The 12,971-nt window shown below is 30.5% G+C and carries 8 protein-coding genes; 2 read left to right on the forward strand and 6 right to left on the reverse strand.

What is annotated here, in order from left to right:
• Positions 1 to 237 precede the first annotated feature (237 nt).
• From KJQ99_RS01050 to KJQ99_RS01065, 4 genes are all read right to left on the reverse strand, one after another.
• On the reverse strand, positions 238 to 390 hold the full coding sequence (locus KJQ99_RS01050) for a hypothetical protein (RefSeq protein WP_214149750.1): 153 nt from the start codon (positions 388 to 390) through the stop codon (positions 238 to 240).
• 93 nt (positions 391 to 483) lie between these two features.
• Entirely contained in the window at positions 484 to 2,937 is a 2,454-nt protein-coding gene (locus KJQ99_RS01055) for an autotransporter outer membrane beta-barrel domain-containing protein (RefSeq protein WP_214149751.1), read from the reverse strand.
• 386 nt (positions 2,938 to 3,323) lie between these two features.
• Positions 3,324 to 4,871, reverse strand: coding sequence for a flagellar hook-basal body complex protein (locus tag KJQ99_RS01060; protein WP_214149752.1), 1,548 nt, complete (start codon positions 4,869 to 4,871; stop codon positions 3,324 to 3,326).
• A complete protein-coding gene (locus KJQ99_RS01065) occupies positions 4,868 to 5,683 on the reverse strand; it encodes a flagellar hook capping FlgD N-terminal domain-containing protein (RefSeq protein ID WP_214149753.1) in 816 nt (271 codons plus the stop codon). The genes KJQ99_RS01060 and KJQ99_RS01065 overlap by 4 nt, the downstream gene beginning before the upstream one ends.
• A gap of 93 nt (positions 5,684 to 5,776) precedes the next feature.
• Here KJQ99_RS01065 and ciaB point away from each other — a divergent pair, with 93 nt between their 5' ends.
• Positions 5,777 to 7,519, forward strand: a complete 1,743-nt coding sequence (ciaB, locus tag KJQ99_RS01070; RefSeq protein ID WP_214149754.1) for an invasion protein CiaB — start codon at positions 5,777 to 5,779, stop codon at positions 7,517 to 7,519.
• The gene (topA, locus tag KJQ99_RS01075; protein ID WP_214149755.1) at positions 7,516 to 9,603 is read left to right on the forward strand and encodes a type I DNA topoisomerase; all 2,088 of its coding nucleotides are present in this window, start codon (positions 7,516 to 7,518) and stop codon (positions 9,601 to 9,603) included. Before ciaB ends, topA begins: the two co-directional genes overlap by 4 nt.
• 44 nt (positions 9,604 to 9,647) lie before the next feature.
• On the opposite strand, the gene KJQ99_RS01080 is transcribed toward topA, so the two are convergent.
• Both KJQ99_RS01080 and KJQ99_RS01085 read right to left on the reverse strand, forming a co-directional pair.
• Positions 9,648 to 10,229 (reverse strand): hypothetical protein, encoded by a 582-nt coding sequence (locus KJQ99_RS01080; RefSeq protein WP_214149756.1) that lies wholly within the window; start codon positions 10,227 to 10,229, stop codon positions 9,648 to 9,650.
• Between the two features lies 1 nt (position 10,230).
• Complete coding sequence (locus tag KJQ99_RS01085; RefSeq protein ID WP_214149757.1) at positions 10,231 to 12,624, reverse strand: molybdopterin-dependent oxidoreductase; 2,394 nt, start codon at positions 12,622 to 12,624, stop codon at positions 10,231 to 10,233.
• Positions 12,625 to 12,971 lie beyond the last annotated feature (347 nt).

The following is a 12,971-nucleotide window of genomic DNA, read 5'->3' on the forward strand; positions in this document are numbered from 1 at the left end:
ATTAAATACTTTTCACAAGATTTCAATCAAAATAGCTATGAGAATTTAAAAATTAAGAATTTTTATAAATATTTTAATTACTAATACAATCTTTACTATTTTTAAGCTTCTTTTTAGGATTTGGCAATTCATCAACCATTGCTATTACAATCATACTCAAAAGCTCTTTATCTTCTTTATAACAAAATATCTAATTTTGCTCTTTTAAAAGGTAATAAAATTAGCTCATTTATATATTTAATGCTTTAATAATAACTGATTATCAAAAATACCACCTATAACCTTATCTTTATAATACAGCATATATTCACTAAACATATATTTATATCTTATATTCAATCCATCAAATAAGTCTAAAACATACTCCAAATAATCCTTACTTGTAGCCATCAAAACTCCTTTAATAATTTAAATATAAAAATATCATACTAAATTATTTTTATTTTAAAGCCTAAGGTTTAAATACCTTAAGCTTTAAACAAATTAGAATGTATATCTAATAACTGCATTTACTTCATAGTCTTTTTTGAACTTACTTCCGAAGCTCTTTTCTACGCCTAAATTAATTCTTAGATTATCATTTACTTTATAGCTACCACCTACACTTGCAAATCCGTGATTATTGCTATTTAACTTAGTTTTAGCTTTTGCATCAATTCCATTTACGATATTGTTGATTACTATATCAGCTTCTTGTTTTTTTGCATTAACTACAGCACCAACTCCAGCTCTAAATACAAAGTCTTTATGTTCTATACCTGTATAAACTTGTGGCTTAATCATAATTGGCGTAAATGATTTAACACTTATTGTATTAGCCTTACTCTTAGCTTCATATTTACCTACACGACCAGTGATTATTTCTAAACTTGGCTCTACATAAGCTTTTTCATTAATCTTAGCTCTATATCCACCTTCAACGCTTAATAATACAGAGTTTTGTTTTTTAAACTCTACGCCAGTCTTTTTAAAGCTTGTATTTGCATATTTTAAAACGCTATCAACAAATAAACCATTATTATGGATATAACTTCCATATACACCAATATTAAAGCCATTTGCCTTAGTATCAGCATTAACTTTATCAAATCCTATCATTGCACCAGTTATCACATCAGCATCGCTTAAATTACTCATCTTATCAGCACCAAATTGAGTTGAGTAGAAATTAATATGATTGCTACTATCGCTAAATCTTCCGCCATAAGCTCTAAACCAAGTTCCAATATCAGAATTTAATCCCCTAATCTCACCTAAACGCTTATTCATATTATTAATTTGCACATTAAACGCACCTAGAGCATTGCTTGTGATATTTGATTTTTCATTATCAATTACTTTTGTTGCTATTGCATTTGCTGCTGTTTGAACTTTTGCTTTTGTAGTAGCGTCTAAATTATTTGCATTAAATGTCGCTAAATCTTTTACTCCGCTATCTACTAGGATAGTTACAAGTTCATTTACTTTATCTTTTGCCATATTTCCTAGATTGCCTAGATTTTTTACTATTTCTTCTGTTTGTTTGATTAGTTGCTCTTTTTTAACTTCTTCAGGAGATTTCTCTGGGACAGCTGGTGTGCTTACATCAGGTTTGATTGGTTTAGTAGCTTCATCTTTTTTGCTATCTTCTTCACCTTTATTTGCATCTTCTTTATTTGTATCTTCTTTGCTTGATTCTGGCTCTTTAACTTCTTCTTTTTTATCTTCAGTTTTTGGAACTTCATCTACTTTTGGAGTATCTTCAGCTTTTAAACCATCTTCTTTACTTGCTTCATCTTTTTGATTTTCATCTACTTGACCTTCTTTCTTCGGCTCATCAGGGTCTTTTGTATCTACAGAAGGTTCTTTATTTTCAACAGAAGGTTCTTTATTTTCAACTGAAGGTTCTTTATTCTCTACAGAAGGTTCCTTATTCTCTACAGAAGGTTCTTTATTTTCAACTGAAGGTTCTTTATTTTCAACTGAAGGTTCCTTATTCTCTACAGAAGGTTCCTTATTCTCTACAGAAGGTTCTTTATTTTCAACTAAAGGTTCTTTATTCTCTACAGAAGGTTCTTTATTTTCAACTGAAGGTTCCTTATTCTCTACAGAAGGTTCTTTATTTTCAACTAAAGGTTCTTTATTCTCTACAGAAGGTTCTTTATTTTCAACTGAAGGTTCCTTATTCTCTACAGAAGGTTCCTTATTCTCTACAGAAGGTTCTTTATTTTCAACTGAAGGTTCTTTATTTTCAACTAAAGGTTCCTTATTCTCTACAGAAGGTTCTTTATTTTCAACTGAAGGTTCCTTATTCTCTACAGAAGGTTCCTTATTCTCTACAGAAGGTTCCTTATTCTCTACAGAAGGTTCTTTATTTTCAACTGAAGGTTCTTTATTCTCTACAGAAGGTTCCTTATTCTCTACAGAAGGTTCCTTATTCTCTACAGAAGGTTCCTTATTCTCTACAGAAGGTTCCTTATTCTCTACAGAAGGTTCTTTATTTTCAACTGAAGGTTCCTTATTCTCTACAGAAGGTTCCTTATTCTCTACAGAAGGTTCTTTATTTTCAACTGAAGGTTCTTTATTCTCTACAGAAGGTTCCTTATTCTCTACAGAAGGTTCCTTATTCTCTACAGAAGGTTCTTTGTTTTCAACTGAAGGTTCCTTATTCTCTACAGAAGGTTCTTTGTTTTCAACTGAAGGTTCTTTGTTTTCAACTGAAGGTTCTTTGTTTTCAACTGAAGGTTCCTTATTCTCTACAGAAGGTTCTTTATTTTCAGCAGTTGGAGTTCCAGTTGAGTTTGAAGGTGATGAATTTATACCTTGTAAGTTTGTTTCCTTTGGATTTTCTAATTGTGTGTTTTGATTTGAAGTTTGTAGCTCATCAGCAATTAAGCCTTGAGAGAAAATTAATGCACTAGCTGCAAGAGATAACTTTAAAATACCCCCCCCCAGCAACAGGTTTGTTACGTTTTTTCATTGTGTCTCCTTTGAATAAATTTGCACGAGAACTATATATTTAATTTATTAAATAAAACTTAAACATATAAAAATTATGATTTTTTAAATTATATTTTATTCATAAAATTTTTCTTAAAATCCCTAGTTACAATACTTTCTTAATATTTCAAATATTAATAAAAATTAATTTATATATTAAAAGCTAAAGAAAATAAAAATTAACTTTATCTAAAAAGACAATAACACAAAAATACATATTTTAAATTCTAAATTAATTATAAAACACACAATTTTTAAATATTTTTATACTAAATAATTTATTTAAAATATATTTTTAATTATATTAAACACGAAAAATTGTGCTAAATATAATTTATTTTGTATTATTTTTTCATCTCTATTGCGCGTTTTAGCATTTGATCGGCTGTTGTGATACTCTTAGCGTTTGCTTCATAAGCCTTTTGAAAAATAATCACTTGAGTAAGCTCCGTGCCTAAATCCACATTGCTTTGCTCTAAATAATTTGATTTGATTTTATATGAGTTTATTACATTACCATTTGCGTCGGTAAAAAATATAGGATTTCCACTATCAGGAGTAGTGCTGAACTCATTTTCTCCATTTTTATGTAAGCCTTGCTCATTTACGAAATTAAACACTGCAAACTTAGCTACAGCTTGAGATTTACCATTGGTAAAATTAGCTAATATATTACCCCTTTCATCAATAGCATAATCTTTTAAAACTCCTGCTGGATAGCCGTTTGCTTCTACATAATGCTCTATTTTTGCATTATCAATACAAGTTAATCCATCATATCCACCCTTGCCATCAACTCTTGGGCTTCCTAGATTTAGATTTATTCCATCTATTTGATTTAATTCATTTGTATTTAATGAACCATCAGTATTAAAAATAATATTCCCACTAGCTTCACTAATAGTATTTCCTTGAGTATCTTTTAAAATAGCAGTAGCTTTGAAATTAAGCTTATCAATAGCTTGTATTTGCAAATCAATTTTTCTAATATTTCCATTCGCATCATAAGTTGCTATATCAAATTTATTATTAGCACCTACATTAATAGTCTTTACTTGCCTTGCACTAAAGCTATTTACATTCCCGCTAATTGTCTTTTCTAAATTCCCAAACTCATCAGCAAATGCTTCTATAGTATCGCTTCCATCTCCCCTATCAACTTCTAATAAAATTCTAGCATTAGGCTCAAGATTACTTGCTTTAAAAGTGCTTTTATTATTATCAATTTCTAATTCAATATTATCAAGATTTATATACTTATCTTCTTCATGAAAAGCATTGCTAAGATTTGCTTTAATATTTACATTTGTAGTTGCTACTGCATTCATAAAAAGTGTTCTTGGTAATGCTATAGGAGTTTGTGCGTTTGGTGCGTTTAGTTTAATATCTAAATCATTATTAGATATTGTAAAACCAGCATTTGAACTAACTTTTCCAAACATTTCTTTAATATTTTCACTCATAGCACTCGCATTAAATCCAGCATTCATAGTCCCTAGCACAAATCTTCCAAAACTATCAACCAAATTAAAATCGCTATCAATATTAAAAGCCCCATTTCTAGTATAATAAGTATTACCATCGTAATCTTTTATGCCATAAAATCCCTTGCCTTCAAGTGCTACATCAAAGGTATTTTGACTAGAAACTAAAGCTCCTTGTTTTTGAGAAAAAGTTGAGCTTAAACCACTTGCAGCAAGTCCAACTTGATTTGCCCCAAAATTATTTAAGCCACCAACATCATTGCCTGTTTGATAAAATATGTCTTTAAATTCAGGCATAGCAGCCTTGTAGCCAACGGTGTTTATATTTGAAATGTTATTAGCTAATAAATCCATTCCAAAACTATGAGTTTTTACCCCACTAACCCCGTTATAAAATGAACGCATCATAGTTTTTCATCCTGAAATTGTGCTATATCATCAAAGCTAATTTTAATACCAGAAGCGTTTAAATAAGCCTTGCCATCTTCAAAAGTAACCCCATCAACCTTAAAATAACCGCTAGGAATTTGAACTATATTTCCGTGTTCATCTTCATATTGAGCTACGAATTTAAAATCGCCTTTCTCTCTAATAGTTCCATCTTCATATCTAGTATCCCAAATAAAATTATTATTACCTTTTTGAATAATGTCTTTATCAACTTTAATTGCGTCAATTTGCTCTTTATTTGAGTTAAATACACCTATTACTACATCATTTGGAGCACCATTTGGAAAGTATAAGTTAAACGGCAAATCAACAGCCTTACCATCGTGAGTAAAGGTATCTTTTTTAAGCACAGCCATTTTACCAACCGCATTAATCATACCAATTCCTACACTATTGCTAAGTAATTCCATTCTCTTAGCTAATTCATCCATAGTTTTATTAGTTTTTTCTTGAGTTTCAAGAGCTGCTAGTTGGCTTGTTTGAGTTAGCATTTTATCACTATCCATTGGACTTGTTGGGTCTTGATGCTTTAATTCTTCAAGCAATAATCTCATAAAAGCTTCTTGAGAAATCTTAGAATTTGGATTAGTCCCATCGGCTTCTTTTAAGGCTTTTGCATCTGCTTCTTGCTTTTTTACATCACTTGTATGAATGGTATTATCAAGGCTAAAGCCCTCTGATTTTTGCTTATCAGAAAGCGTATTAGCATTTTGTGCAGCGATACTTGTATTAACACTCATAGCAGTATTATTCATAGGTGAAATTGCCATTTTCTATCCTTGTTTAAAAATATTTTTACTTATATAGCAAAGTGTGTTCCATATTTAAATATTTTTTGGCAAAATGCGAAAAAAGGAGCAAAAATGTTAGGAAAAATCATAAAAGAGCACGAAGAAGAATTATTCTCATTATACAAATTAAACTCATCAAGCAATCACGATTTAGCAAGACTTATAAATAATGATTTAAAAGAACTTGGCTTAGAGATAAATGATATGAATTTCAATTCATATTTATTAAGAATTATTGAGCTAAATACTACAAATTATGAAAATACTTGCAAAAAAAATAATATAAACTTAGCAAAAGCAAAAGATTTAGCATATAAAAGAGTAAAAGAATTTTACGAGCAAAGACATATAAAAATCATTGAAAAATTAAGCCCTTGTTTAGATAAATTTTATGTAGATTTATTAAATCTAGTGCATAAAATCGGTCTTGTTTTTAATAGTATTCAGCCTAAATGGGATAAGGCAATTGAAAAAAATAATGAATTTTTTAAAAGTTTAGAAAATCCTTATGAGTTTATAAAAAATAATAAGCTTTATTATCTTGATGAAAATGATGAAATAGCTACTAGGATTTATGCAATAGCAATTAATTTGGATACTAAACCAGAGCTTTTACCATATTCTTTATATTTTGAAGAAGAATTTAAAAAGATTGATGAATACTTTAATGAGTTTTTTAAATTAAATCATAAAAATGAAGCATATATAAAATATCTTAAAGCCTTGCAAAATGCTTTAATGAGTAAAGAGCTTAGCCTAAAGCCTTGGCAAAATGCTGAAATAGCTTGGATGGGGGCAAAAGACTTCATTCAAGTTGGGCATTTTTTAGAATATTACGAAGACGCTTTTACTCATTCAGTAGCACTTGAGTGGGATATTAGAATTGATGATAATTATGATTTTAATAGTGAAAGTTTTGTTAATAAGATGAAAAATAGCTTAAATAAAGCTTATAAAAACGCTAATATAACTAATCAAAACGCATTAAATCTAAGCCTAGCTAATTTAGACAAAATTGAACTTCATATTAGCAAACCTATACTTTATTATGGAGCAGAATTAAATGGCTTATTTTCAGCTCAAGTTGTGCCAAATGATGAATTTGTATCAGCAAATTATGGCAAAAAAATATTTGCATTTTTAGATTTTGTCTATAAAAAAACAAAATCAAAACCAAGAACAATGCTAAATCAAAAAGTATTTGATAAAGCCTTTAACGACTACAATAAAAGCGTATTAAATGATGAGTTTTTATGGAAAAAGATTTATGAGATTAGCACCATTGGACACGAAGCAGGACATATTTTCTTTATAGGTAGCGATACAGAAAGCTTAATGAATACTAATGGAGTATTTAAAAATATTGAAGAATTTAAAGCAAGTGCTGGTGGGATATATGATTTTTGCAATCATTTTGATGAAAAATACAAAAAGGCCTTATTAGCAAATATAACAAGTAGAGCAGTATCTTTAATGGCTTATAAAAGCACTAAAGAAATAGAGCCTTATTATTGTGAAGGTTTGATATTTTTAGCAATATTATTTAAAAGCAAGGTTTTAAGCTTTTCAAATGATACTTTATTAAGTGTTGATTTAGAAAAATTTGAAGATTTTCAAAAGGAATTTTTAAATGTATATAACGAACTTGCAAAAACTTATCTTAAAAAAGAAAATGCAAATAATTTTTTAAAAGATTATGCAGTGTTAAAGGATTTAGAATACATTAGCACAAATAAAGATTTAGTAAAACTTGGCGATGAATATAGAAAATTATATGATGAATTTGCCAATGTTTTAATCAAGGAGAACGAATGAGTAATACCCTAATAATAGTAGAATCACCAAGCAAAGCTAAAACAATTTCAAGATTTGTAGGTAGTGAATATAGCGTAATTGCGTCTAAAGGTCATATTAGGGATTTGCCTAAAAATAAATTAGGAATTGATATAGAAGATGGACATTTTAAACCTAATTATGAAATCAGTAAAACTCACTCAAACATAGTAAAAGAATTAAAAAGCCTTAGCAAAGGTGCTAAAGTCTTACTAGCAACCGATGAAGATAGAGAAGGAGAAGCAATTGCATATCATCTAGCAAATATCTTAGGCGGAGATGTTTTAGGCTATGATAGAATAGTTTTTCACGAAATTACAAAAGACGCTATTTTAAACGCTATTAAACACCCAAGAAAAATAGATTTAAATAGCGTAAATGCTCAACAAGCTAGGCGTATGCTAGATAGAATTGTGGGCTTTAAATTAAGTGGCTTATTATCAAGCAAGGTAGCAAGCAAACTTAGTGCTGGTAGGGTTCAAAGTGCGGCTTTAAGATTAATTATCTTAAAAGAGCGAGAAATAAGAAATTTCGTAAGCATTGAGTATTATGAGCTTGATACTAAGTTTAAAACAGATTTAGAAGTAGAATTAATAGAATTTGATAACAAGAAATTATCAAAAACAAGCATTACTGAAAAAGCCTTAGCCGAAGAAATCCTAAAACACATTAAAAGCTCGGATTTTATCGTAGATGAAATCAGTATAAAAGAGCGTAAAGATAGTCCAAAGCCACCTTTTATGACTTCTACTTTACAACAAGCTGCTAGTTCTAAATTAGGTTTTTCTCCTAAAAAAACTATGATGTTAGCACAGACTTTATATGAAGGCGTTCAAACTCACGCAGGATTTATGGGTGCAATTACTTATATGAGAACTGATAGCTTAAACTTAAGCGAAGAAGCAATAAAATCAGCAAGAGAACAAATCGCAAAAGACTATGGCAAAGAATATTTACCGACTAAAGCAAGAGTTTATGAGACTAAGAGCAAAGGCGCTCAAGAAGCTCACGAAGCTATTCGTGTAACTAATGTTAGCTTTACTCCTGAAATTGCTAAAGAGTATTTAAAGGCTGATGAATATAAATTGTATAAATTAATTTATGATAGATTTTTAATGACTCAAATGGCTGATGCGAAGATAGAAAACAATACAATTTATATCACAAGTAATAAGGCGAAGTTTAAACTAAGTGGAAGAAGAGTGCTTTTTGATGGACATTTAAGATTGAATGATGATGCTAGTGGAGATAAGATTTTACCTGCTTTAAATAAAGGCGATAAAATGACTTTACAAAGTTCAAAAATAAAGACCTTACACACAGAACCACCTGCAAGATACAACGAAGCAAGTCTTATTAAGCAACTTGAAGAATTAGGCATAGGTCGTCCTAGCACTTACGCACCTACAACAAGCCTTTTAATTGATAGAGATTATGTGAAGTTAGAGAAAAAACAACTAATCCCTACAGAAAAAGGCGAAAAAATCATAGAATTTTTAGAAGAACATTTTATGCAAATAGTAGATGCGAAATTTACTAGCAATATGGAAGAGCGTTTAGATGAGATTGCAACTCATGGGCGTGATTTAGATGAGGTTTTAAATGAATTTTATGAGCCATTTATCACTAAAATCAACGATGGAAAAACAAGTATTCAAAGTCAAAAACAAGTAGAAAAACTAGGAGAAAATTGCCCTGATTGTGGTAAAGAATTGCTAATTCGTGAAGGCAAATTCGGTAAATTCGTAGCTTGTAGTGGTTATCCAAAATGCAAATATTCAAGGAATTTAAACGATACAAAAACCGAAAACAAAGAAGAAAAACCTAAAAAAGAATTAGTAAAACTAGATGTCCCTTGCCCTAAATGTGGTAGCGATTTGGTGCAAAGATTTTCTAAAAGGGGTGCATTTTATGGGTGCAGTTCTTATCCTAAGTGTAATTTCATTAGCTCATACCCACTAGCTAAAGAAAAATGCGCTAATTGTGGCGGAATAATGATTATAAAAGAACTTAAAAAAGGCACATTTATAGAGTGCTTAGATTGTAAAATAAAAATAGAAAAATAATAAAAGAATTTGTAATTAATCCTAATTACAAATTCTATTTTAATTTACTTAAAAGCTCCATTGCTAGAATGTGCTTGCATATAGCGTAATATTCTATCCTTTTGCTCGTCAGTAATTTTTGCATTCATTTGCATTGCTCCTAAATAAGCGTCCCATTCATCTATTGCGTGTTCGCTTGGAGCGTGTGCTGCGTGACAACTCGTGCAAGAATCATAATAAAACACCTCAACACCTTCAAAAGCAGCGTCTTTATCAGTAGTTAAAGAGCTTGATTTTACCCAAAAGCTCATTTCAGGCTTAGCGTTTTTACTCTCTAAATAGATAAATTCCGCATTTTTATTAAAAGCTAATTTATCTCCTACAACTTCTCCACTAATACTAACCTTAGCTAAATCTCCCTTAGTTTCAATTAGCTTAACCATAGTTCCTTCATAAATCGTTCCGATTTGCTTTTGATTTTCATCTAGCATTGTCGCTTTTTCATCTAAGATAAATCTAATATCTTTAGCAAATTCTTGCTTTTTTGTCTCAACTTTTGCAGGAGTTGGTAAAAATATTTGCTGATAATCAGGCTTGTATGCAAAAGCACTTAAAGTAATTAATGATAATCCTATAATTTTTCTCATTTTACGCTCCTATAATTGTTGGTGGTGTTGTGTTTTTATATGGTTTAACAGCTTCATTTTTATCAAGTTTTCTAATCGCTACTAAGCAAGTATTTACGCTAGTTGCTTGTGCCATTTGAGAAGTTGGGCGAGATGAAGTAAGCACATTTACATGACCTTGATTACATCTTGCATTATCTTTATCATCTTCAGGGTCATACCAAGCACCCTCTTGAATAGCTACAACGCCACTTCTAATATCATCACTTAAAAATGCACCAGCTAATAATCTACCACGATTATTATATACTTCTACCACTTCGCCGTGCTTAATACCAAGCTTTTTAGCATCTTCAGTATTAATTACTACAGGCTCACGACCTTGAATTTTGTAAAGCTCTCTTACCCAAGTATTATCAAGTTGAGAATGAATTCTATATCTTGGGTGTGGGCTTAATAAATGGAATGGATATTTTTTGCTTAATTCTTGATTTCCTAAATATTCAGCCGGTTCAAACCAAGTTATATGACCTTTAAAATCAGGTAAATTATAATCAGCAAATTTTTGTGAATAGATTTGGAATTTTCCACTTTCTGTTGCTAATTTATTATTCACTGGGTCTTTTCTAAAATCAGCGTGGCGAACAAATTCATAAGCTTCTTTTGGAATTTCAAAATGAAGTGAGCCTTTCTCCCAAAACTCATCAAATTCCATTTCATTTATACAATCACTCTTCTCATAAAAACTTCTTATCCATTCTAAATGGTCTTTCTTGCCACCACTAAACTTAGCCAATTCTCTTTCGCCAAATCTTTTTGCTAATTCATAGAAAACATCGTAATCATTGCGGCTTTCATACACAGGCTCGATTACTTTTTTCATAGCATATACCCAATCTTGCGAATATGAACCACCAAAACTTATATCATCACGCTCAAGTGTTGTTGTAGCTGGGATTACTATATCAGCCATTTTTGCCATCGGCGTCCACCAAGGCTCATGAACAACTATTGTTTCAAGTTGTCTTAAAGCATGAATTAATTCATTAGTATTTGGATGATGACCTAAAACACTAGCACCTGCTACATAAAACATTTTAATCTCTGGATATGTAAAGGTTTTGCCTTTAAAATTGATAGTTTTATTTGGATTTAGGATAGCTTCGCTTACACGACTTGCAGGGATATTTATATTTACGCTATTTTTTCCTTGTGGTAATCCAACAGGAAGTAACGCTCCACTAAACGCTCCACCAGCCGAGCAATAATGCATAGAAAAGCCAAATCCACCACCAGCAAGTCCTACTTGACCAATCATACAAGCTAAAGTTATGATAGCCCAGTCAGCTTGCTCGCCGTGATGTGCTCTTTGATTTGCCCAGTTACCTGCTAAAAATGTTCTTTTACTAACGAATAAATCGCATAATTCTTTAATCTTAGTCGCATCAATTCCACAAATCTTAGCCGCCCATTCAGGAGTTTTTTCTACTCCATCAGTTTTACCTAGTAAATATGGTAAAAACTTATCAAATCCATCTGTATATTTAGCTATAAATTCTTTATCGTATTTTCCACTTGTATATAAATAATGGCACATTCCAAGTATCATTGCAACATCGGTATTTGGGACGATTTTTATCCATTCAGCCTTTGTAATTTCTGCTGCTTTTGTGTATTGTGGGTCAATGTTAATAAACTTTATATTACTAGCTGCGTATTTTTTAAGCCAACTATCATTCTCACGATTAGCTACCTTAAAATCTATTTGATTATCCTTGTAAATATCACAACCCCACATTACATAAACTTCGCAGTTTTTAATCATTTGCTCGTAATTTGTTTGCAAACTATAAACTTCTAAATCCCCTGCTATAGCAGTATTTACTTTACCCGCTGCTCCGTTACTATACTCTCCATCAGTGCCTATTGCTCCACCTAAAACGGTGTTAAAAAATCTACCTGCAACTGCGTTACAATTATGAAGTAAGCCAACATGACCCCATCCACCATAACTTGCGTTAAAGATATTTTCAGGTTTTGTAGCTTTAAGCTTTTTATATAATAAATCAAGCACTACATCCCAACTAACACGAACGAAAGGCTCACGACCCCTTAAATCAGGGCGATTTTTACCTTCTAAAAAACTTTTTCTAACACTTGGATATTTTACCCTTGTATCTGAATATGTTCTATCTATGATAGCTTTAGTGATTACGCTTGGGTTTTTATCACTTTCGTGTGGGATAAGATTGATTATTTTTCCTTCGCTATTTACTTCGGCTGTAAATGCACCAAAATGTGTAGCGTGTGGGATTTGCTTGATATCATAAAAATTTGTATCAGCACTCAAAGGACAAGTAATCGCACTAGCTGTAATTGCTGAACCTTTAAGGAATGTTCTTCTTGAAATTGCCATAATTTCTCCTTTTTAAAATATAAAAGAACATTTTATATAGTAAGTATTATCATAAAGTTATAAGGTATTTTTAGTCTTCTTTGAATAATTAGAATTTGAAATTCTAAAGCTATGTTTTTATCACTAAGAATTAAAACTAATAAATATTTAAGATTTTAAATATTTATTTAATTTTTATAAATTAATATTTTATCTACTACAACAATATATAAAGCATTTTAAATACAACTAAATTACTATTAGAAAACTTGTAATATTTAAGTATTTTATTGCGAAAAATTTAGCAAAAATTGTTGCAAAATTATCATTTTTTAAGCTTTGTTTTTTCAATTTATAAATATAATACC

It is taken from the genome of Campylobacter sp. 2018MI13, from assembly GCF_018501135.1.
Lineage (GTDB): Bacteria > Campylobacterota > Campylobacteria > Campylobacterales > Campylobacteraceae > Campylobacter_E.

Excerpts from the sequence above, each read along its gene's own strand:
- KJQ99_RS01085 (WP_214149757.1), bottom strand. The coding sequence starts at position 12,624 with ATGGCAATTTCAAGAAGAACATTCCTTAAAGGTTCAGCAATTACAGCT.
- ciaB (WP_214149754.1), top strand. The coding sequence starts at position 5,777 with ATGTTAGGAAAAATCATAAAAGAGCACGAAGAAGAATTATTCTCATTA.
- KJQ99_RS01060 (WP_214149752.1), bottom strand. The coding sequence starts at position 4,871 with ATGATGCGTTCATTTTATAACGGGGTTAGTGGGGTAAAAACTCATAGT.
- topA (WP_214149755.1), top strand. The coding sequence starts at position 7,516 with ATGAGTAATACCCTAATAATAGTAGAATCACCAAGCAAAGCTAAAACA.
- KJQ99_RS01080 (WP_214149756.1), bottom strand. The coding sequence starts at position 10,229 with ATGAGAAAAATTATAGGATTATCATTAATTACTTTAAGTGCTTTTGCA.
- KJQ99_RS01050 (WP_214149750.1), bottom strand. The coding sequence starts at position 390 with ATGGCTACAAGTAAGGATTATTTGGAGTATGTTTTAGACTTATTTGAT.
- KJQ99_RS01065 (WP_214149753.1), bottom strand. The coding sequence starts at position 5,683 with ATGGCAATTTCACCTATGAATAATACTGCTATGAGTGTTAATACAAGT.